This is a genomic window from Bacillus sp. FJAT-25509, from assembly GCF_001420605.1.
Lineage (GTDB): Bacteria > Bacillota > Bacilli > Bacillales > Bacillaceae_G > Gottfriedia.
Genome location: NZ_LJIZ01000030.1, coordinates 50,899 through 73,479 on the forward strand (window position 1 = coordinate 50,899; position 22,581 = coordinate 73,479).

Annotated in this window: 13 protein-coding genes; 1 reads left to right on the plus strand and 12 read right to left on the minus strand. The window is 35.5% G+C overall.

The window, feature by feature from the left end; genetic code table 11:
- The first annotated feature begins 413 nt into the window (after positions 1-413).
- Entirely contained in the window at positions 414-1,832 is a 1,419-nt protein-coding gene (locus tag AN960_RS18620) for an amino acid permease (protein ID WP_056474653.1), read from the plus strand.
- Between the two features lie 159 nt (positions 1,833-1,991).
- Here the strand turns inward: AN960_RS18620 and AN960_RS18625 are convergent, their stop codons facing one another.
- From AN960_RS18625 to AN960_RS18680, 12 genes are all read right to left on the minus strand, one after another.
- Positions 1,992-6,482, minus strand: a complete 4,491-nt coding sequence (locus tag AN960_RS18625) for a S8 family serine peptidase (RefSeq protein ID WP_056474656.1) — start codon at positions 6,480-6,482, stop codon at positions 1,992-1,994.
- A 631-nt stretch (positions 6,483-7,113) separates the two neighbouring features.
- Positions 7,114-8,430, minus strand: coding sequence for a 6-phospho-beta-glucosidase (locus AN960_RS18630; RefSeq protein ID WP_056474659.1), 1,317 nt, complete (start codon positions 8,428-8,430; stop codon positions 7,114-7,116).
- Positions 8,430-8,741 (minus strand): PTS lactose/cellobiose transporter subunit IIA, encoded by a 312-nt coding sequence (locus AN960_RS18635; RefSeq protein ID WP_056474662.1) that lies wholly within the window; start codon positions 8,739-8,741, stop codon positions 8,430-8,432. The genes AN960_RS18630 and AN960_RS18635 overlap by 1 nt, the downstream gene beginning before the upstream one ends.
- A gap of 142 nt (positions 8,742-8,883) precedes the next feature.
- Entirely contained in the window at positions 8,884-9,192 is a 309-nt protein-coding gene (locus AN960_RS18640) for a PTS sugar transporter subunit IIB (RefSeq protein ID WP_056474663.1), read from the minus strand.
- 29 nt (positions 9,193-9,221) lie between these two features.
- On the minus strand, positions 9,222-9,737 hold the full coding sequence (locus tag AN960_RS18645; protein ID WP_056474666.1) for an RDD family protein: 516 nt from the start codon (positions 9,735-9,737) through the stop codon (positions 9,222-9,224).
- A 51-nt stretch (positions 9,738-9,788) separates the two neighbouring features.
- Positions 9,789-11,093: a PTS cellobiose transporter subunit IIC gene (gene celB / locus AN960_RS18650; RefSeq protein ID WP_056474669.1), complete on the minus strand. Its 1,305-nt coding sequence runs from the start codon at positions 11,091-11,093 to the stop codon at positions 9,789-9,791.
- A gap of 100 nt (positions 11,094-11,193) precedes the next feature.
- Positions 11,194-15,495: an InlB B-repeat-containing protein gene (locus AN960_RS18655; RefSeq protein WP_056474673.1), complete on the minus strand. Its 4,302-nt coding sequence runs from the start codon at positions 15,493-15,495 to the stop codon at positions 11,194-11,196.
- Positions 15,496-15,663: 168 nt separating this feature from the next.
- Complete coding sequence (locus AN960_RS18660; protein WP_056474675.1) at positions 15,664-17,604, minus strand: BglG family transcription antiterminator; 1,941 nt, start codon at positions 17,602-17,604, stop codon at positions 15,664-15,666.
- 443 nt (positions 17,605-18,047) lie between these two features.
- A complete protein-coding gene (locus AN960_RS18665) occupies positions 18,048-18,764 on the minus strand; it encodes an SIS domain-containing protein (protein ID WP_056474679.1) in 717 nt (238 codons plus the stop codon).
- Positions 18,765-18,796: 32 nt separating this feature from the next.
- Positions 18,797-20,164 (minus strand): nucleotidyltransferase family protein, encoded by a 1,368-nt coding sequence (locus AN960_RS18670; RefSeq protein ID WP_216600087.1) that lies wholly within the window; start codon positions 20,162-20,164, stop codon positions 18,797-18,799.
- A 25-nt stretch (positions 20,165-20,189) separates the two neighbouring features.
- Positions 20,190-21,317 carry a MupG family TIM beta-alpha barrel fold protein gene (locus AN960_RS18675; RefSeq protein ID WP_056474682.1) on the minus strand — a complete coding sequence of 376 codons (1,128 nt, stop codon included), beginning with the start codon at positions 21,315-21,317 and terminating at the stop codon, positions 20,190-20,192.
- A 35-nt stretch (positions 21,318-21,352) separates the two neighbouring features.
- Positions 21,353-22,270: an N-acetylglucosamine kinase gene (locus tag AN960_RS18680; RefSeq protein ID WP_056474686.1), complete on the minus strand. Its 918-nt coding sequence runs from the start codon at positions 22,268-22,270 to the stop codon at positions 21,353-21,355.
- Positions 22,271-22,581 lie beyond the last annotated feature (311 nt).

The window sequence follows — 22,581 nt, forward strand, 5'->3', positions numbered from 1 at the left end:
AGAACGAATAAGTAGAGTCTACTAAAAAAGTCACAGAACCCCTTGATACATCTATGAATTTTCGCACATACTTTCATTAATTTAGTTAAAATTTATACTCTATTAGATTAAAATATAATATTTAAAACATTCATACTATTATTGCGTAGTATTATTGAACTATGTTACAATACAAAAAATATCTTTGTAGGAAAGGATAATTCTTCCAATATTCAAATCTACTAAAATTATTTCTTATACCCATTAGAAAACGCTTACGAAATTTATGAGGAATTATCAGTCTTCCTCCTTCAATTTTGGGAATTCAATATAAATCTCCCGTTGCAAATTGATTAGTTATTGCGCACTCTTTTAAGCAGTGTGTATTTATTTACTAAAAATACAGATTATTCACAAAAAGGGGGAGTCTTTGGATGAATGCTTTTTTCAGGAAAAAGTCGATTGAACAGCTTCAACAGGATGGGGCTAAAAATACCGGACTTAACCGCGTTCTAGGTTTATGGCAACTGACTGCTATTGGTTTAGGCGGTATCATAGGTGTAGGTATTTTTGTATTAACCGGTGTAGCAGCGGCTGAACACGCTGGTCCGGCAGTTCTCTTATCGTTTATTATTGCTGGTTTAGCTAGCGCAGCAGCAGCTTTGTGTTATGCAGAGTTTGCTGGATTAATACCGGTAGCCGGAAGTGCTTATACTTATAGCTATGCTGTTTTAGGAGAAGGTACAGCTTGGTTAATCGGGTGGGATTTGTTACTCGAGTATGCCTTAGTTGTTGCAGTAGTAGCCATTGGATGGTCTGGCTACATGCAAGAGTTTTTAACACAAATGGGAGTTCACATTCCTGTATGGGCACAAGGCGCGCCTGGTACTGGAGCAGGTCACAAAGTTGACTTAATCGCCGTTTTAGTTAGTCTTGGGATTGCGGGCTTACTTACATTAGGAACTGAAATGGGTTCTAAATTTAATTCATTAATGGTTATAATCAAATTAGGTATTATTCTTTTAGTTATTGGCGTTGGAAGTTTTCATCTTAATACAGCTAACTGGCACCCATTCATGCCTTTTGGTTTTCATGGCGTTATGAGTGGAGCGGCTCTAGTATTCTTTGCTGTATTCGGATATGACACATTAACGACAGCAGCTGAAGAAGCAAAAAGACCGCAACGTGATTTACCACTTGCAGTTATCATATCATTAGCTGTCGCTTTATGTTTGTATGTTGCAATGTCACTTATTATTACTGGTATGGCTCCGTATGAAACACTTAATAACGCTGCACCTGTAGCAAAAGCTTTTAGTAATATTGGAATGAAGTGGATTACGTTAATCATTTCTGCCGCTGCAATTACAGGGATTCTATCAGTATTGTTCTCATTTATGCTTGCTGGATCACGTATTTGGTTCTCAATGAGTAGAGATGGTCTATTACCAAAATGGTTTACAAAATTACATCCTAAATATAAAACACCTTATCGTCCTACTTTATTAATTGGTTTAATTACGGCATTTGTAGCAGGTGTTACACCAATTAACGAAGTTGCAGAATTAGTTAATATTGGAACGTTAACAGCATTTATCTTAATTTGTTCTTCTATCATTGTATTACGTGTAAAACGTCCTGAATTAAAAAGAGGATTTAAAACACCATTAGTTCCAATTATTCCATTAATCGGGATTGGATTTTCTGCTTATTTAATTGCTAGTCTTCCAGGTATTACATTTATTCGTTTTATTGTCTGGATGGCTATAGGACTTGTTGTTTATGGATTATATGGTAAGAAAAGAAGTGCACTAAATACAGCAAATAACAATAACAAAACTAAAATAAGCTAAATTAGCATTAAAAAGTCACAAGGAAATTGATTTTCTTTGTGGCTTTTCTGCGTTAGTTATCCTTTATCCTTATTCTAAACAAAAAAGCATGTATCCGATTTTGTATCGAATACATGCCCACAGTTTCCTATGTCTAATAGGCTTTTAGAAGGTCAAAACTTACTTTCTTGCTCCGTCTTTTCCAACTTTATATTTACCTACTTTAGTATTAACAGCCATTACGCCAGATTTGTTGAAGTAATAGTATTTACCACTGATTTTTTTCCAGCCATTGTTAAATCTTGATCCATCGCTGTTTAAGTAGTACTTCTTACCACTTACTGTTAACCATCCAGTTTTTACTACACCATTTTTATCGAAGTAGTAGTATTTACCACTGATTGATTTCCAGCCATTGCTAAATCTTGATCCATCACTATTTAAGTAATACTTCTTACCACTTACTGTTAACCAACCAGTTTTTACTACACCGTTTTTATCGAAATAGTAGTTTTTACCACTAATTGATTTCCAACCATTGCTAACTCTTGATCCATCGTTGTTTAAGTAATACTTTTTACCACTTACTGTTAACCATCCAGTTTTTACTACACCGTTTTTATCAAAGTAGTAGTATTTACCGCTAATTGATTTCCAGCCATTACTAAATCTTGATCCATCGCTGTTTAAGTAATACTTCTTACCACTTATTGTTAACCAACCAGTTTTCATTACGCCAGATTTGTCGAAGTAATAGTTTTTACCACTGATTGTAGCCCATCCAGTTACTTTAACACCTTTGCTATTGTAGTAGTATTTTTTGCCATTTTCTACTACCCAACCAGTTTTAATCGGAGCATCTGCACGATTAATTACTACTTCCTTCACTGTTTCATTACCAGCAAGGTCAGTCGCTCTTAACGTAATTTTATTTTGTCCTTCTTTTAATGGTACAGTTACTTTATAATTTTTGCTTAGTGGTTTTACAACATCCACTGGGCTAATTAATGGAACTTCAAATTCGTGGTTTTCACCAACGAAGAAGTTTAAGTAGCTATAGTTATCTGTTAATTTTACAGTAAATGAAGCTGTCTCTTTATTTTTGTCCACTCTTGTAGGAGCATCTAATACAGTTATTCCCGCTGCGTGAGTATCAACATAGATATGTCGAGCAATTGAGAATTTCTTATTAGCATAGTCTGTTGCTTCAACTTGTACAGTGTAAGGACCATCTTGGTCAAACGTTACAGTTGTTGAATAATTGTAGTGTCCAGTTTTTGCATCATAATCAACTGGAACTTCTTTTCCATTAACCTTAATCGTTTTAATACGAGTATCATCTGTTACGAACCCTTTTACTGGGATATTCTTGTCACTATAAGCTCCCCATGGCTCCGGTGAGTTCGGAATATAAGCTCCAGTTTTATCTTTTTGACCATCTGTGATATAGACTAATGGAAGATCTACGTCTCCTTTTGCTGCAGTGTCTACTGCTAAGTTACCTGCATAGTCTTCAGCAACTACTTCTACATATGATTTATCTGGGTATGCTGATAAATCATATGCGGATGTATTATTATCAACTACAGCCTTCTTTTCACCATTAACGAAAATATAATAATCTTTAACTCCAGTTTCATCGTCTGAAGCATCCCAAGCAACAACTTTCTTATCTGGATCATAAGTTGCTTGAATAGTTGGAGCATGAGTATCAATATAAACTGGAATCTTCTTAGATTGCCATTGTGCATTATCGTAGCCAATTACGGATTTAATCTCGTAATAGTATTTACCGTCTGGCATAACTTCACCATTTACTTTACCATCCCAAATAGTTGACTCGCTATCCTCAAACGGCGTGCCTTTACCACCGTCATAAGCATTTTTGCTAACATTAGATTGAGCACTTAAACGGCGAAGGAATTTACCGCCTTTGTCAAGGATGTTATATTGTACTTCTGATGCATTTCTTAAGAATGATGGAAGAGCATTGATATCATCGCCACTGTTATCGCCGTTTGGTGAAAACGCGTAATACTTCTCTCCATCCTTTCCAGGAGCAGCTTCCCAGAATGTACTATCGCCATCAGTTGTCATGTCATGTGCGATTTTATTATACTTTTTAAAATACGGTTGTAAATCAAAGTAACGAGTTTCACCAAGATCTTTGAATCCGTCAACGATCGGTAAACTGTCCCATTTACCGTAGAAGCCTACGTATGGAGCCGTTAAATTTGGATGACCATTTGTACCGATAAGATTTACAGAACCTTCAACGAAAATGTTGTCATGAAGATTTGCTAGAATTTCTTTACCATCTTTATCGAATCCAGGAATTTTTGCATCAGTTAAATCAATTTTCACAGTGAAATCAACAGATTGACCCGCTGGAACTTTAATCGTTTCAGGAGCATCAATTTTTGCACCATCTAATTCACCTGTTTGAAGTGCATTACGATCAACATCATCAGTTTGATAGAATTCATCTGTTAACGCATTTGTGTCAACTTTATATTCAGCATCTTTATCAGAAATATTTTTAGCTGTGAAAGTCATTGATACTTGCTTAGATTGGAAATCCTTCAATTCGTATTTCGCTTCACCTGTTGCCTTACTATAAAAGTAAACTGGTGTTGTAACAGCATTTTCAATTTGCATCATACCTGCACCTTGACGGCGTGGTGAGAATGGATGACCATCTAAGTCATTAATAACTTTCGCAGTATTCATTAATAATACTTTAGCTAAGTGAGTACGTTGACTTAAGTTTAAAGAACTGAAACGTTTATCATTTTTCAAGTACTCTTGTACTAATGCAGAACCACCAGCAACGTGTGGAGCTGCCATTGAAGTACCGCTCATCACTTCATATTGGTTATTATTAACTGTTGAATAGATATTTCCACCAGGAGCAGTGATTTCAGGCTTTAGCTCAAGGCTAGGTGTAACTCCCCATGAAGTAAAGCTTGTCATGCGACCCATTTCAGGACTTTCATTTTTCGCAGTTTGAGCAACGTGTATTGTTCCTGAACCATTTATCGAATTCGCTAACGCTTGACCATCTGCTTTTGAGTTAACAAGCATCATTGGGACATCCCATCCGCCTTGGTTATCGAACTGAGCCCCATTATTTGCATTCCATACGATAATCCCAGCAGCACCTGCTTGAGCAGCATACTTCGTCTTATCAGCAAAAGTATATGTTCCACGTGCTACTAATACGATTTTACCTTTTACATCTACACCTTTATAATCATCCGGTCCACCTAATTTGTAACTTCCATCAGCGGCGTTTTTACCAAGGTTCACAACTGGAATATTTCCACTAAATTTATCTGATAGATCTTTCCAACTATCAATACCTTTACCTAAGACACTTAAACTATTATTTCCATCAACAGTGATCGCATGTTCATAAAGATAAGCTTCATTTCCAGAAGCAGCTACTGAAATTGTATCTTTATTAAGACCAGGCGCACCTGTTACACCAATATCAGGGTTTTGTGATAGAGGATCCCCCCATCCATCACCAATGTGATTCGAGTTACCTGAAGAAACAGCACACACAATACCATTGTCAACTGCACGAGTAATTGCAAGATCTTCTGCACTATTCGGTTCATAAGAAGATGCTACATCTCCAAGGCTCATGTTTAATACATCAGCACCTAGTTTAATAGAATCATCGATTGCTGCAAGATAAATATCAGACCATGTAGATGGGTAGCTTGGGTCATTACTAAATACTTTCATCGCAAGAACTTGCGCTTCCGGTGCAACCCCTTTAATCCCACCGTTTGCTTCGTCACCATTTGCAGCCGTAATTCCTGCTACGTGCATACCGTGCATAGAAGCACCTGGTCCAAGGTCTGTTACGATATCGTTTTGGTCATAATAGTTGTAACCATAAGGAACCTTGTCAGTATAGAATTTACCTGGTAAAGCTTTATCCTTTACAATTTGAGCTACTGAATCTTTTGTTAAGTCCTCTTTTGAAGGATCAGTTAATTTAAAGTCACGGTGTGTAGGGTCAATTCCTGTATCGATAATGGAGATAACCATGCCTTTACCATCGTAACCAGTATCTTTCCAAGTTTCTTTAGACTGGATAAATTGATGACTCTTCGTCATATCTGGCGTAGATGGTTCAGCTGTAGGACGGTTATATTCATTCGCTAAAAAAACATTTTTTACACCTGAAGTAGCTTCAATTTTTTCTACATCACCAAATGCAACTACACCACTGAAACCGTTAAATGCAGTTGAAAATTGTTTTTTATAATTAATGTTGATTCCTTTTGATTGTAACTTTGATTTTACCGAACTTTGTTGGCTATCTACTTTTGCATAAAGGCTAGCCTTTTGACTTTCAGATAAGTCCTTAAACAACTTCCCTTGTTTTGTTGCGTATTCAACTGGTGACTGTCCGTCCACTTCAACGATCACGCGAACTTTATCTGACGCTTTTAAATTTGCTTTCGCATCAGATACTTGGTTTTTATTTTGTAGTTCTTTTGTTTCCTGTGATTGTTTAATTTGTTCCAACTTGGATGCTAAATCACCTGGTCGGTAAGATTCAGCTGAAGTTGGTGAAACAAATGCTAAATTAGAAAGAGCAAGAGCAGATGCTAATGCATATGTAGTTATTTTACGGTTTTTCTTGTTATTCATTTCTTTAGTTCCTCTCATGAAAATTTCAAGTAAAAAATAAAATGGATTAGTATAAACTTTCTTAAAAAACTTCCCCTGTTTTTTAATACGGCAATTCGAGGAATATCGACACAGTCAATGAAAAAACTTCTCAATCAAAAACATGTCTAATTACCCCCGTTTTTTTCCAGATAATCCCCCCAATATCTCCTTTCATTGTTATTAAATTATTAAACCTATTAATGCCTGTACTTTCTTAATAATTTTTCAATTAAGTTTTTAAGGAATAATAGATAAATTAAATAATTCTTTTTTTGAGTCAAAATTCCTCCATAAAATTCCTAATATTTTTAAAATTTTTAAATTTTCATTGCGTTTTTAATAAAAATTTGTAAAATTTTGTATTATATTAGCGTTTTAAGTATGTTTTTTATAGGCATAAAGTTCTGGGTTTTTTATGTACATAGATAAATATTCATAGACTTTTTTAATAACAGAAAAAATTCTGTAAGACTTCTGTAGTAAATTTAGGTGTTTGAAATCCCAAATAAAATAAGCATTAAGAAGGCCCATGGTTAACGAATAGCTTTAAAAAAGTCAAAAATTAAAAAAGACAGCAACCCACATCAGGTCGCTGTCTTAAACATTTGTTTTATTTAAAAAACCTCGGTAAATATTCTTTATGTGCTTCTAGCATTTCATCAACGATTGCTACAGCTACTTTATCGTTTGCTACAAGCGGATTAATCGTCAATGCAAGAATTGCTTTTTCGCGATTTCCTTCTACAGCAGCCTCGATTGCTGTCTGTTCGAAAGATTTAATCGTTTGAATTAATCCTCGAACTGGAACTGGTAATTCCCCAATCGTCAGTGGAATTGGCCCATCTTTTGTGATGACACAGCTAACTTCTACTGCACCGTCATATGGTAAGCCTGAAATAGCTCCCTTGTTCATCGTATTTAATGGTTGGATATCTCTTGTATCATTATAAATTGATGAAATTAATCGACAAGCCGCATCAGAATAGTAAGCTCCACCACGTTTTTCTAACTCAGGTGGTTTTACATCTAGCGATTCATCTTTATATTTTTCAAAAAGAGATGCTTCAATTTTTTGCACGACTTCTGCACGTGTTTCATTCGATTCAAAATCTTTTAATGCTCTTTCAAGCATTTCAGACGTTTTGTAATAGTAATGGTGATATGAACAAGGAATGACATTGACCGCTTTTAGGAATTCAGGTGCCCATTCTTCAGCATCTATATTTTTTACAAAGCTAGCATTAGCAGGATCCATAATCATTTCAAGTACTTGCTCTTTTACACTAACTCCATCTAAATAAACCTCTGTGCCATATACCATATGATTTAGACCTGCAAAATCGATCCGTACACGTGAATGATCTACATTTAATAGTTTTGCAACACCCATTTCCATTCCGATCGGTATATTACAAAGACCAATGAATCTCTTAATATTTGAATATCTTAATGCTGCTTCTGTTACCATTCCGGCTGGGTTTGTAAAGTTAAGGATCCAAGCATTTGGACATAGCTCTTCGACTTCTTTACAAATATCCAAAATAACAGGAATTGTACGTAGGGCTTTAAACAATCCACCTGCACCGTTTGTTTCTTGACCGATTACCCCATGTTTAAGTGGAATTCTTTCATCAAGTGCGCGTGCAGCTAGTTGTCCAACACGAAGCTGTGTTGTAACAAAATCAGCATCTTTTAAAGCCTCACGACGATCATACGATAGATGAATCTCCATTGGTACTCCAGCTTTTTTGACCATGCGCTTTGCTAGTGCACCAACTATTTCTAATTTTTCGCGTCCAGCTTCGACATCAACAAGCCACAGCTCAGTTACTGGGATTTGTTCATAGCGCTTAATAATTCCTTCAACCAATTCTGGCGTATAACTTGAGCCTCCACCTATTGTCACGATTTTAAATTTCTTTGACATTATTTTTGGCCCCTTTCATACATATCAACGAACTCTTTTGCCAAGTCTTTTACAGTCATCGCATTCATTAAGTGATCTTGAGCATGAATCATTAATAGTGATATCTCCGTTGGAGTGCCACCTATCTCTGATTGAATAAGAGTTGTTTGAATATGGTGTGCCTCATTTAAAGCATCACCTGATTCTTTTAATTTCTTACGAGCTAATTCAAAGTCTTGTTTTTTTGCTGCTTGAATCGCTTCCATTGCAGCACTTCGACCATTTCCACCATGAAGAATCAGTGTGAAAATTTCCGTTTCATTTTTTACCATAAAAACTGACCTCCTCTCTTTATTAATAAAATTTTTTTATCGTCTTAACCCTACGTTTATTAAATTTCAAAGTTATAAACCTTTAAGGTATTCATCGTATTTTTCTTGAGCAAAGATCAGAAAAGTCACTTCTCAAAAGTTATTACTTATTTTCAATTAAATTGATAGCTTGCTCTAAAATAGCTTCACCATCGCACATGCCATAATTCATCATATTAATTACTTCAACTGGAATGTTTTTCTCTTCACAGATTTCTTCCATTTCTTCTAAAAGAAAACGTACTTGTGGACCTAGCAATAATACATCAGCTTCTTCGATTTCTGAACGAACAACTGATTCAGAAACTGCCCATATACGTGCTGAAATCCCTTTTGATTCAGCAACTTTTTCCATTTTAGAAACGATTAGACTTGTTGACATACCTGCAGCGCAGCAAAGTAAGATATTCATTATGATTTCCTCTTTCTTTAGTAAGTTTTTTATGCTTCGTTCTTATTAATAACCACAAATCGACCGATTCGATCATGTACAGCTAATGATTTTTGATTAGCAAACATGCTAATAACAGATAAGAAGAACGGGAGACCTTGAAAAATAAACATCGTCATAAATTTAAAGAAACTTCTAACAATCACTAGTAATATATAAGGTAGCATTCCCTTTTTGTTATTAATACGAGTTACCTTCAATCGAAAAATCATCTTTCCAATTGTTGATCCTCTCAATAATAGAGTTGTTAAAACGTCATAACAAAAATAGATTATAAGCGACTGTAGAAATGCTTCATTAAAAAGAGCCATTACCTTTACAGCTGCCTCTTGATTAGCAGCTGACTTCTGAAGCTCAATCATATTTGCCAAGACCCCCGGAAAGTTTGGAAGTCCCGTGATTCGATACACAATTGACAAGATGATTGAAACAATTATTGCATCAATGGCAAAGGCACCGATTCTTTTTAATCGAAACGAAGTAATAATTTTTTGTCGATTTTCCATAAGTTGTAGTCCCTTCTTCTAATCAATTATCCATCTATTTGCTTCGGAGAATTATTTACTAGCTTTCTCCAGTTCTAAATTTTTCTTATCCCACATTCGAATGAATGGGAACCAAATGATTGAAGCCACAGCAAAAGCTACTAATTGCATGACTACCCCCATAATCTTACCACCCGTCATTAGATAACCACTTATGAAATAAGGGGTTGTCCATGGGATGATCGTACCAGTCGTATGTGGGAAAATTCCCATTGCCGTACCAAAGTACGTTACTGTTAATACTGCTACTGGCGCTAGAATATAAGGAATCATTAAAAATGGGTTTAAAACAATCGGAACACCAAACATAATTGGCTCATTTACGTTAAATATAGATGGCCCAATCGCTAGACGTCCTACCTTCTTAAGAAGTTTTGACTTTGCTAAAAACGTCATATAGATCGCAACTGGTAAAGTAGCTCCAGATCCACCCATCCAGATACCATTCTCATAGAATGTATACGTAATGATATGTGGTAACTCTTTACCTGCTTTAACTGCTGTTAAGTTTGCATCAGCATTTGTAAGCCAAATTGGTTCCATTACAGACGTGATAATCGAAGAACCGTGGATACCAAAGCTCCATAAAAGATGTTCCATTAAACACGCTACAAGCGTACCAATATAAGTTGATCCTAAAATCGTAAATGGTTGTGTTACAACCTTATGAACAAACGTTGCAAAATCTCCCCAACCAGTATGACTAAATCCGTATCGAACTAGTAAGAAGAAAAGGATAATCACAAAACCAGGAATAAGAGCCGTAAATGAACGAGAAACTGTTGGCGGTACTGTATCTGGTAACGTGATGATAATCTTTTTTTGTAAGAAGTAACGATAAATTTCAGCAGTAACAATAGCGACGATTAAACCAACAAACAGGTATTGTGCACCAAATAGATCAGGTGACCAAGCCGATACGCTTTCTTTACCATCTTTGAAAGTGCTCATAATGTTAACAATTAAATAACTTGCTAATGCTAATACGCCAGCTGGAACTCCATCAATATTCTTTTTGTCGACCTTATAACTACTTGCTAAGGAATACGCTACGCCAAATACTGCAACTAATGCGATAATCCCCATTGAACCGTTATAAACAATATCTCCAAAAGCATTCCAATTTTCGCCAAATACTTTTGACATGAAGTTTTGATACCAATCTGCTTCTAACCAAGCTACGATAATGAAAAATGAACCTATGATCATTAGTGGCATAGCAAACATAATACCGTCACGTAAGGCAAGTAAGTGTCTTTGATTACCTATTTTCGAAGCAATCGGTAAGAATTTTCTCTCAAAAAATTTAGTATTCATTTCGTTTTCACCTCTTTTAAGGGTAAAGGATCTTGGCAAATCAAGAATTTCCCCATATACCAAGATCCTTTTAGTTTTTATTTCATTTAGTAATTAAGATTTAAAGTGTGAATTTAATAACAGTTGTGTAACTACCGTAAACTTTAACTTTTCCATCAAGAGTGAAGGCACGAACTTTAAAGTAGTACGTTTTACCTTTAACTAATCCTGTTGAAGTATATGTTCCAGTTGTAGTTGTTTTTGTTGTTTGATCAGAGAAATCGCTTTTTGTAGCACGAACGATTTCATAACCAGAAACACCACTTACTCCAGTCCAATTCAGTTTAATTGAAGTAGTACTTGCTTTTGTTGCTTTTAGCCCTGCTGCTTTAGCAACATCCCATTTTGCGTAAAGTGTTGTATTTTGTTTTACTTTATCAGTAGTAAAGTTCCAAGCAGTTTTAAGTCCTGCATCTTTGTACCATCCAGCAAAAACAAATCCTTTTTTCGTTGGGTTAGCTGGTTTCGCAATGATAGAATCATAGTTTCCTGTAATAGTAGCTACGTTAGATCCACCTTTACTGTTAAATGTAACTGTGTATTTACCAATACCCCACTTAGCGTAAAGAGTAGTAGATGCTGTTACTCTATCAGTTGCAAAGTTCCATGCTTGAGTACATGAAGCATCTTTATACCAACCAAGGAATGTATAACCTGTTTTTGTTGGTGTTGGAGCTGTAATCGCTTGATTGTAAGTTGCAGTTATTGGAGCTACTGCAGATCCACCTTGTGAATTAAATGAAACTGTTTGTTTTGCATCCTTAGATACTGTGCGTACAAAAGTCATCACGTGGCTATCATTTGCAAATTGTGCTTCTCCGTTCAATGTCATTCCAGAGTATACAACCGTTGCAGTGATGTTAGCTGGTTTATCAGTTTTGAACGTTACTTTTCCATCCGCATCAACAGCAACATCGTCTGGCGAAGATGATTCGTAACTAACATCTACATATTTGTTTCCATCTGTATTTAATCCTTTTTCAGCCATTGCATCTTTTAACCAAGTTGGGTATGCAAATGAGTTCTTGTCAAGCTCAGTAGGAGCAATTTTTTCAGCTGATTTCATCGGATCAACAACTTTGATTGTGTAAGTGATTTTTTTCGGAGCTCTAAAGAATCCGTCGATCACATAACCCGTAACTGTACTTGTTCCTGGTCTTAAAGCAGTTGCGTATGAACCATAGTGCACACCATCTTCACTAATACCTGCTGCACTAACATTACCAACTTCACCGTAAGCTGCTAAAGTTCTTAAATCTAGAACTTGAGATACATTTGAATCAGCATTGATTTGCGTTGGTAGTCCATTGCTATATCCAGCTAAATCCCAAGAATTCGTTAACCAAGCTACATTTTTTGTGTATCCTGTTGTTTTAGCATCCAATTTAACAGAGTCACCAACATTAATCGTAAATGTGTGTGTGTCTTCGTTATATTTAGCATTCGGATTCATAGCTGCTACATTCGTTGGATAAGCAATGCTTTCTGTACCATTATTTACTGGTGCAGTAACTTTTGATCCTAAATCTTCTACATATGCAGCATCCTCAGGGTTTTGAGTTAACCAATAAGGCATAGATGTTACAGTTGAAGATTCCATTGATAAGCTGCTTCCAGAATCAATTGTTCTTCGGTCCATTGTTCCGAAAATATTTGTATTGTATTTAGACATCATCACTTCATCACGTGGAATTAATTGATCAACCATTAAATCAGGTGTCACGTGCGTTACGTCATTTCTGTTTGCAGAAAGAGAATCCCAGTTCATGAAGTTATTTGGTATACGTGTCATTTGCCATGTTGAACCTTCAAGGTCAACCGTTGAACTTCCGATACTAAATCCTTTTTCTTTCATTGCACCTAGAGAAGCTGCGTAGAAAGTTGACATAAATGGATTTTTCTCTCTCTTTTCATTAAACCACCATTGGTTCATACCATCTAAGATCCCTTTAGCATTCATTTTCTCTGCATGGTGAGATAATGTGTAATATGCTAGTGCAGCTTCTTCTTCATCAGAATAGTTCATGTATGATTCGTAAGATACACCACTTACACCAATATCGTCACCGTTATGAGCAGAGATACCAAAGTATCTAGAGTGGTACTGTAATGACATATCAAGTAATGAAGTTGAGTTATAAGACTTTGGATATCTTGTTTCATAATCATTGTGCTCTGAAGCTGTTGTAGACGCTTTTACACCATTCATTACTTTGTATTCGTTTGCAAAATCAAGTGGAGAAATTACTGCAACTCCTTGTGCATCAAGTGCAGCCTTTTCTGCTGGCGTATAACCGCCCATATCTCTTGCAGCTACTAGCATTTGTAATGCCAATGTTGCATTTAATGGACCATCTTCGTAGTCATTTCGATCCCAAGCATTAGAAACACCGTCAAGGAATTCTGGATTTAAATTAGCCCATTTAGTTGGAGCTGAAGGAGCATTTAATCCATTTCCAGGAGCTGTTCCATTGAAACGAGATTCAATTGGGTTCTCTCCAGTAACACTTACTTGATAATAGTTGTTTAAAACCATTGCATTTGTATGATTAATTAAATCATTTTTCACTAGAGCTGCTAATTCAGGATCACTATCTTTAAACGTGTTATAAGCTAGGTCTAATGTAAAGTAATGACCTACTAATTCGTCTGTAGATGTTGTCGCTTTGTAATAGACTTTGTTTGAGTCTAAAGCTTTTGTTGCATCATCTAAATTAGGATTTTGCTCATTTACAATATTCGTTAAACGTTGTGGAACTGCGACAGTGTCATATGCTTTGATTCCAGCAGTTCCTCCACTGATTTTACCTGGAACAGAATATTTAACCTCTTTCCCATTTAAATCAGTAGTTTTTCCTGCATCCTTTTGAAGCCAAGCTTGATCCCATGATTTGCTCTCTGCAGTCGTAGAACCATTGTTGCTTCCCTCTACTTTGTATGATCTAGCAAAGAAGCCAGCAGAAGCAGGTTTTCCTGTGTCAGTTAATGTATACTTTCCACCATTATCAACGAATACTGGTTTACCTTCGTTGTCTGCAAGCCATTTCTTACCTTCGTCAATCGTCTTTGCGTTTCCACCAAGTGAGTTAACAATATAAACAACATCGTTAACATTGTCTTTTGAAGGTACTTTTAACTGCATTCCAGATACATAACCAAGCGTTACGATGGCTTCAACAGCACGAATAGCAGAAGCTTTAGCATCTATTGTTCTAGCATCTTTTTCACCAAAGTTCTCTTTCATGTAGTTGTATCTCCAAATTTCACCTGAAGCGTACATTGTAGTCCATAATCCATCATTATCCGTATCAGAAATTGAGCTTATAGCATCTTTATTTGCTGTCATTAGAGCTTTAATCATATTGTCTTTATCAGCAAAACTCATAGAACCAGATTGGAATCCAAATCGATCTGCGTAGTTTCTAGAAATTTCTTCTTGAACTAATGATTTGCCCATTAGAGACATTTGCTTTCTTACAATATGAGTAGCGTTTCCTTTTTCACCTAAAATCCAAAGTCCATTATTACCATCAGGCATAATGTTTGTAATAACTTCTTTGGCATTAAATTGAGTTGGGTTTCCGTTTTTATCTACTCCTGAGCCTGAATTTTCACCAGTTTGAGGAACATATCTTCCACCTTGTAAATATTGAATTTGATCAGCCGGAGCTAAGTTTGGATCATATAATGTAATTGCATCTGATACGATCCCAGTAGTTACTGGATGATCTTTTTCATCACCAAAGTTAACATTACCATTTGACTTAATTAACGTATCCTTTGAAACTAACCATTTTACGCCATTTTCTCCACTAACAAAGCCAACATAGTTTTTAGATGGAAACTTAGTTCCAGATGGAGCAGTTGGAATATGTGTTGTTTGCCAATTAGTTGAAGAAAGAGTAGCAGGAATTCTCGCATCGCCAGCATTGTAATAGTAAACTAGCTTTTCTAGATTAGTAGATGCCTGCGTTTCAATTACAGAGACTGTAGTACTCACAGTAGCCGCATTACCACTTAAATCTACTCCAGTACCTGTGATGATTGCAGAACCGCCAGATACACCTAAAATTTTACCGCTGTAATCACCTTTTGCGTTACCGATTGTATCAACATATGCAACGTATGGATCAGAAGTTGTCCATTTTACTGGCTTTGTTGTATCTAAACCACTTGGTTTTGCATGAGTAATTTGTGTAGTATTCATAAAAATCTTAGTACCAGTTGAAATCGGCGCTACAGATTGTGTTGTAACAGTTGGTGCAGCCTTTGCAACAACTCCACTTAAAGGACTTGCAAACATTGTTGCTGCTAGTACAGAAGCTGGAAGTGCTCTACCTAAAAACCATTTATTTCTTTTCATTTATCTTCCTCCAAAATAATTTTTTTAATTAATTTTCTAATCGAAGAACCCTTTTTTTAAAAGTAACCGTTTTCAAGATTATCTAAAAAGGACAAATGATAACATGAAGCTGATCCGTTTCGATTAGCGATCACCCTAGTAATGCTTGATAGAATGATCGCTAAATCGTTACGAACCATATTGAAACAAGATTTTAGAAATTTCATATTGAAAATCATTGAAATTATTTGATTTCAAAACTTTTTGTTTGGTCTCGGGATGATCCATTAAATGTAAAAATAATCGACTTAACTCCTTGTGTAAAAACAAGTCTCCAGCACGAAGATTAATTAAAAATAGGATTTGTACGACTTTTCCATCAATCGTTGGTGGATTTTTAAAGATAACCACACTGATTGAATCCTGAATCGCAACCATTTTTAATGCATGTGGCGCAGCAATTCCATATTGCAGTATCGTCGATATTTTTTCTTCACGGTCGACAACTAAAGCGGGATAATTAGGTGCTGCAAATCCTAGTTCAACAACGCTTTTTGCCTTTTCTTTAATGAAGGCTTTGTAGTCAAACGACTCTTTGCTTTCTTCTATATAAAACAACTCTGTATGAAATAAAGATAAAAGTGTTGGTACATCTTCTTTAACTTTATTAGCCGGGTATCTAGTAAGGGTACGTCGAATTCTTTGAACATCCGTTTCAGTTAGTATTGGTGCTACTTGAATATACGGAATCGAAATATTGTCAAAGGGAATCGAAGTAGATGAAACTAATAAGTCATAATCTTCTAAATTTAATAATTGAAGCTCGCTATACAAAACAACGTCAATTATTGCCCCTTGGAAAAGTGTCTCAAGTTTCATTTTCATTAAATCGGCCGATCCTGCACCTAATCCGTAAGATAGTAGAATCTTTTTGAAGGAACTTAATTGTTTTTGCTTCTCCCTTTCTACATGAGCTGCTAAATGCATTGTGATGTAACCCATTTCGTCACTAGAAAGTTCGAATCCCCAAATTTCCTTTATCATTTCAGAAAAGTTTAAAGCAATCATAAACACATCTGAATACCTACTATATACATCATCAATCAATGGATTCGTAAGCTTTAAATTGAAATATAATCTTCTTAACAGTGGATACATATGCATGATCATCGTATTTAAAAGCTGCTGATCACCTGAAAACTGAGTTAAGAATGTTTGATCTAATCTTTCTAAACAATTCTTTAGTTTTTGCTTTAAGTCATTTTTTTCATGTTCCTCAATATCATCTACACTCGATTTACCACTTATATGAGCAGCTAAATAGATAATTTCACTCTCTGGTAATACGACATGATATAGTTCAGAAAGAATTTCACAAATTCTCTTCGCTATATTCATAAACGATGGTTTGATTAGAGAAACATCTAACTTTTTTTCTTGATTAGGCAAGATAAAGTTGTGTTGAGTTACTCGAAACGAGAGTACTTGGATGTGCACTAAAATATTCTCAAGTGCAAAATAACTTAATTTCAGTTGATTATTCTGTACTTCTTCACTCAAAACAGCTCGAATTTCCTCAAAAGGAAAAGCTTTCTCAAAAGTTTGATAATTCGACTTCTTTAACAGTCCTGTTTCTTTTTGACTTAAGAAGTAGGAAAACGCTCTTCTAAAATTCGTTTCATCACCAAGTAACCGAACTCCATAGCGTGATTTCGTTTCTACTTTTAAATCAAAAATCCTTACTTGCTTTTCAACTTCAATCATGTCGGTAAAAACTGTTGATCTGCTAATCATTAAACTATCAGCAAACATATCAATCGTTTGAAACTCAGTCGTTTGAAGCAAAAGCATAATAATATTATTCACTCGGACACGAGGTAAATCTGGTGCTAATGCCCCGTCTATTTCGTTCATATACGTTTGAACCAACTCTTGGTTTTCTATATGAAGTAAATAGCCCTCACCACGTTTTTTCTGAATCACAAAACCTGACTTTTCTCCAATCGCGTTTAATTCTTTTAATTCATTTCGCAGTGTACGATTTGAAATGGCGAATTCTGATTCGAGTTCCTGTGAAGTTAGTGATTTTCCTTTTTGATACAAATATTGCAATATTAAATCTCTTCGCATACATTACCTCACCACCCTAGATGCCTAATCTAGTATTTTAAGTTTACTTTCCAACAAATCTATTTAACAGTTTGAATTTTTCCAAAATAGTTCGCAATTTAAAACAAACAGGTTTAGTTCATATGTCACATTACATTCTAATGCAATAATACGACCTATGTCCTACAACAAAATACAGGTACATTTTACTAACACCAACCGATTCCATTTCTTTTGTATACAAAAAGAATCCTTTTCTTAGCATAAAAACACTAGGATCAAGGATTATGGCTTTTTGTTGTTTTAAGCGTTGCTTAACAGCGTATTAGAAATTCTGTAAGATAAGGTTAACTCTTCAATTTCGTTCAAACACGAAAAGCGCTCCCATAAACTAGGAACGCAAAAGCGAGTCAATAAAGTAAAATCAATCTTTTTAGGTCTTATAATAGATATTCAATTAATAATTAAACACCATAATACTTCGCAAACAACTCTTTATTCCATTCATCCCCACCATCTAAATTAGAGCTTTTAAACACAGGTGGTTTTAATCCAGCTTGATGATATTTTTTTGCTAATAATATAGAAATTGTTTGAGCAACAAATGCTCCAGCCATTGTAGAGGTTGCCCCCATACCTGTATTGGCTTCTTCTACATAAAAGTGGGCATCTCCAGGCCCGGTGCAATTATCTATAACTACATCACTGAAATCGCAAAGATATTTTCCGCTACTATGTCTTGATTTTGAGCCTTCTGGTTGATTAGGATTTGTAAATGCAATTACTTTTGCACCGCATTCCTGTGTCATTTTTGCAAGTTCAACAGTCATTCCATTTCTTCCCGAATTGGAAGCAATCACAAGAATATCCTTTGAGCTGATTTTATATAAATCAAAAATTACCTTTGCATAAGCTTCTATTCGTTCGATCACAGTACTTTTTAATGGATGGTCATGTAAAAAAAACTCATTCGGCAAAATCGGAGAGACCCCCGCAAATCCACCCGCTCTTACATAAAATTCTTCTGCAAACATATGTGAATGACCTGAACCAGTAACAAGGAAGCGACCACCATTTTGAATGGCTTCAAAAATACATGTTGCCGCTTCGTCCATTTTTTGATTCTGTGTCGTATATAATTTTTCGAGATTTGCCATCACGTATTTAAAATAATTCTCCATTATTCATACCTTCTTTTATTGATTTAATAAAATTACCAGCCGTACTTCTTTTCACTCCACTTTTTAATAACCAAGTCTTGTTTTACGAAAACTAGGCTATTTTGTTCGATATCTTTATCGATGATTGCACCTGCTCCTAACACACTATAAGCCCCTATTTTACAACCAGGCATAATAATCGTATTCACACCAGTTCTACAATAGTCACCAATATAAGCTGCATTTGAAAAATGTAAAGGTATTTCTTTCCGTCCATTCACAACGTGCTCAGTTTCACCGTCATCAAAGCGTAATGTTCCACAAACCGTTGCAGCACCAATATCTGTATGACTGCCTATTGCGCCATAAAACTCGCCATAGTGGTAAAGATATACCTTATCCATTACCATTCCGCCAAGGAACTCTGCACAATGGTCGAATATACAATGCGATCCAATTGAAACTCCATCATAAATAATACAATAATTACGAATGGCAGTATGATCGCCAATAACGGCATTGCCATTGAAAATTGCACCATTATCAATGATTGTATTATCACCCACAATTAGGTTACCGTGAATGACAACTCGATCACCAATTGAAGAATTCTTACCAAGCTTTACGTGACCACGAATGGTCGCATTTTCAGAAATCGCCGCACCTTCAGCTAGTTCATTTTCTTTTATTGCATTACAAAAATAATTCACCATGTATTCATTCGCTTCTAGCATATGCCAAGGCTTATCTATATCAAAGAAATGGCCATTACACTCAACTGCTTGAAGTTTTGTTTTCTCAAGTGATATTAGAAGTGCAGCTTCGATGTATCGTTCTTTCGGAGCACCCACTCCTACTTTTACATTCGGAAAATAATCAGGCGTTCTTCTCACTTCATCTAGAATTGACTCATCAAAAAGAAATCCTGCGAATTGATGAGTAATACTGTCACCACGGTAATGAGCACCGATTGACTGAACAAATCCATTGTTTATACTCGCACCAATCCAATTTCTTGATGACTCTTCTAATTTTTTCAACAAAACAGTAGATTTGTTGGAATTAGCTAATTGCTCGAGATCCTTTTGTTCGACGATCGTATCCCCGTAAAGAACGAGAAACTCCTTAGTACTTGAAAGTTTCTCAACTCCCTTTACTAAACTTTCTGCACTTCCTAAATTTGATTGATCAATTACAAATTTAATATTATCTATGTCGAATAGGAGATTCTCAATCTCTCTTTGATGTTCCTCATTAACGACAACAACAATCTCTTCTATTCCCATTGCTACAATGGATTCAATATTATAACGTATTAATGGTTTACCAGCGATTTTTATTGCTGTTTTGGAGCGAACTGCGTTGAAAGGATTCATTTTACTCCCTTTGCCTGCCGCAAGAATTACTGCACTTTTTACCATTCTAATACCTCGACTATAAATTTTTTTATTTATATTCAACTAATCGAAACTTATTTTTGCCCGCTAATAAATAAGGCATTAAATCGTATGCAAAAGGATGAACAAATCCAATGACATTATGTTCAACCGATTGCCCTAAATCTTTTAATGAAATTTGTACTTCTCCCTCATATTGTGCACTTCGATTATTTAAAATAGCAACTGAATACTTCCCTCTTGGTGCACAATAGCAATGGGGTACTTCCATTCCCCTTGTATCAGTTGCACGAATGAGATTTGCTGGTTGATCTACTCTTGAAATAAGAATCTGCTCGCTAATTTTCAGCTTTGTCTGCTCTGGAACAAACTGATTAAAAACAACTGGAATTTCTATATATTCTTGTTTGTAACATCTAGCCATTTCTTTGAGCTCTGAAAAATCTGCAAAAGAGTCACCAATTAACACATCATTAAATCCATTTGCAAATAACTCTAGCATGGCAATATGGCTAGGCAAGAAGCGGTGTTTTTCAATTGTACAAACTCCATGACCTAAATGGTGTAAATCTTTAGGCGAAAGCTGAGATGCAACAAATCCTCCAACTGGCACACCGAATAAAGCAAACATATTGTTAATTGAGCGAATGTCTTCTAAAAACAATGCTGTATCTGGTAGAGGAAAGAAATTATGACAAGCTGTTAGTTGTCCAATATTTCCTTCTCTTTCTATTGTTTCTAAAAACTCACGACATTCGCGTAAAGCGTTTCCATCTTGATTACTAGAAGATGACATTGAAGCATTTACTTCTATTTGAATTCCCTCTTTATTTTTTGAAAGAAGTGCAACTTCTTCACTCGTAAATCCGCCATCGATCCGAAGTCTTGTGATACCCATATTTTGCAACGCTGTAAGGTCGGTTAATGTACAACCCAACTCACTGAAAACTTCATCATTCATATCAGCTGACACAGTCATATTAAGTTCTTTGCAATAACTAAATAATTCATTCCAAGTGTCTGAATTTACATTTAGTGCACCTTCAAAACCATGGTTATTTAAAATCAGTGAAACAAATACCTTTTTAAAACCAAATGAATTAGCCTTTTCTAAATAATCTTTGATTTGATCCAATGGATAAAAGTTGGGATACACACTAATTCCTATTTCACGCATATTCGCTCGCCATTCCTTACTATTTTTATTTTGAATTACTTGTATTTCTCACCAATAATGATGGCACCGAAAACTGGATCATAAAGAGGTGCAGAAAGTTCAACTTGTGGTAAAGCCACATTTAACTTCTCTTTTAGCGTATCGAAATACTCAGTTGATTTCGTCAACAAACTTCCTGCCACAGAAAGGCGGAAATTAACTGATCCCATTTGTCGGCTGATTCCAATCACTAAACGAACCAATTTATCTAGTTCTCCTTCGACAATCGTACGAGCAGCTTCGTCACCTTTTACCCATGCTTCTATAATGATTGGCGTACATGAAGCTACCTTATCTACCGGAATTGTATCTTCCATGTATAATAAGTCCATAAAATCTTCTGGAGAATTCAATTTAAAGTGTGCGAGTAACTTTTCGGTAAATGATGTAGGAGCAATCACTTTGTCATACTCATTCATAACAGTCGCGATTGCATGTAAACCAATTTGGAAACCTCCACCCTCATCACTTATTAAACCGCCCCATCCGCCTGAGCGTATTGTATTTCCCTTTGAGTCTACTCCCATAACAATGGAGCCTGTTCCAGCAATCATCAAAGCATCTTTTCGGTCTCCGTTCCCACCAACAAGAGCAATTTCTGCATCATTCACTACTTCTAACTGGCAAGTAAAACCACTTTCTTTTAATGCATTCAAATAAATATCTATATCCTTCGGTCGATCAACTCCCGCAGAGCCTAGTACAAGAATTGCATTTTGTAAACGCTCTCCAAAATGGAGAATAAGTGATTCATATATTTCACTAAATACTGGTCTAAGACCTTCTACACCAATGTTGTTATAATTTGACATTCCAAAATTTTGATCAAATAACGTTTCTCCATCTAGTCGTTCTTTGACCATAACTCTCGTTTTCGTTCCTCCGCCATCCATTCCAATTATCAATCTGTTCATTATGTGTTGATCCGTCCTTTCGTTAAGCTAATAAGTATCTATCTACTTATACATTTAGCTTTTAATTCATTCTTTCTATTGTTTTATTTCATCTTTAATTTCAAAATTTGTTATGAATGTATAGTTGCATTTATTGTAAAGTAAACATTTCTCATTTACTAGGTGGATATTTTCTTCATGTAAAGGAAAAAAACCACTTATTCAATGTTAACAACTTGTCAAAGTTCTAGATTGTATAATAAAAACAAAAAAAGTACCCTATAGCTAGACTTTTAAAGTGTCTACTCTAGAGAGTACTTTTTAATTGTATT

Excerpts from the sequence above, each read along its gene's own strand:
- AN960_RS18620 (WP_056474653.1), top strand. The coding sequence starts at position 414 with ATGAATGCTTTTTTCAGGAAAAAGTCGATTGAACAGCTTCAACAGGAT.
- AN960_RS18625 (WP_056474656.1), bottom strand. The coding sequence starts at position 6,482 with ATGAATAACAAGAAAAACCGTAAAATAACTACATATGCATTAGCATCT.
- AN960_RS18630 (WP_056474659.1), bottom strand. The coding sequence starts at position 8,430 with ATGTCAAAGAAATTTAAAATCGTGACAATAGGTGGAGGCTCAAGTTAT.
- AN960_RS18635 (WP_056474662.1), bottom strand. The coding sequence starts at position 8,741 with ATGGTAAAAAATGAAACGGAAATTTTCACACTGATTCTTCATGGTGGA.
- AN960_RS18640 (WP_056474663.1), bottom strand. The coding sequence starts at position 9,192 with ATGAATATCTTACTTTGCTGCGCTGCAGGTATGTCAACAAGTCTAATC.
- AN960_RS18645 (WP_056474666.1), bottom strand. The coding sequence starts at position 9,737 with ATGGAAAATCGACAAAAAATTATTACTTCGTTTCGATTAAAAAGAATC.
- celB (WP_056474669.1), bottom strand. The coding sequence starts at position 11,093 with ATGAATACTAAATTTTTTGAGAGAAAATTCTTACCGATTGCTTCGAAA.
- AN960_RS18655 (WP_056474673.1), bottom strand. The coding sequence starts at position 15,495 with ATGAAAAGAAATAAATGGTTTTTAGGTAGAGCACTTCCAGCTTCTGTA.
- AN960_RS18660 (WP_056474675.1), bottom strand. The coding sequence starts at position 17,604 with ATGCGAAGAGATTTAATATTGCAATATTTGTATCAAAAAGGAAAATCA.
- AN960_RS18665 (WP_056474679.1), bottom strand. The coding sequence starts at position 18,764 with ATGGAGAATTATTTTAAATACGTGATGGCAAATCTCGAAAAATTATAT.
- AN960_RS18670 (WP_216600087.1), bottom strand. The coding sequence starts at position 20,164 with ATGGTAAAAAGTGCAGTAATTCTTGCGGCAGGCAAAGGGAGTAAAATG.
- AN960_RS18675 (WP_056474682.1), bottom strand. The coding sequence starts at position 21,317 with ATGCGTGAAATAGGAATTAGTGTGTATCCCAACTTTTATCCATTGGAT.
- AN960_RS18680 (WP_056474686.1), bottom strand. The coding sequence starts at position 22,270 with ATGAACAGATTGATAATTGGAATGGATGGCGGAGGAACGAAAACGAGA.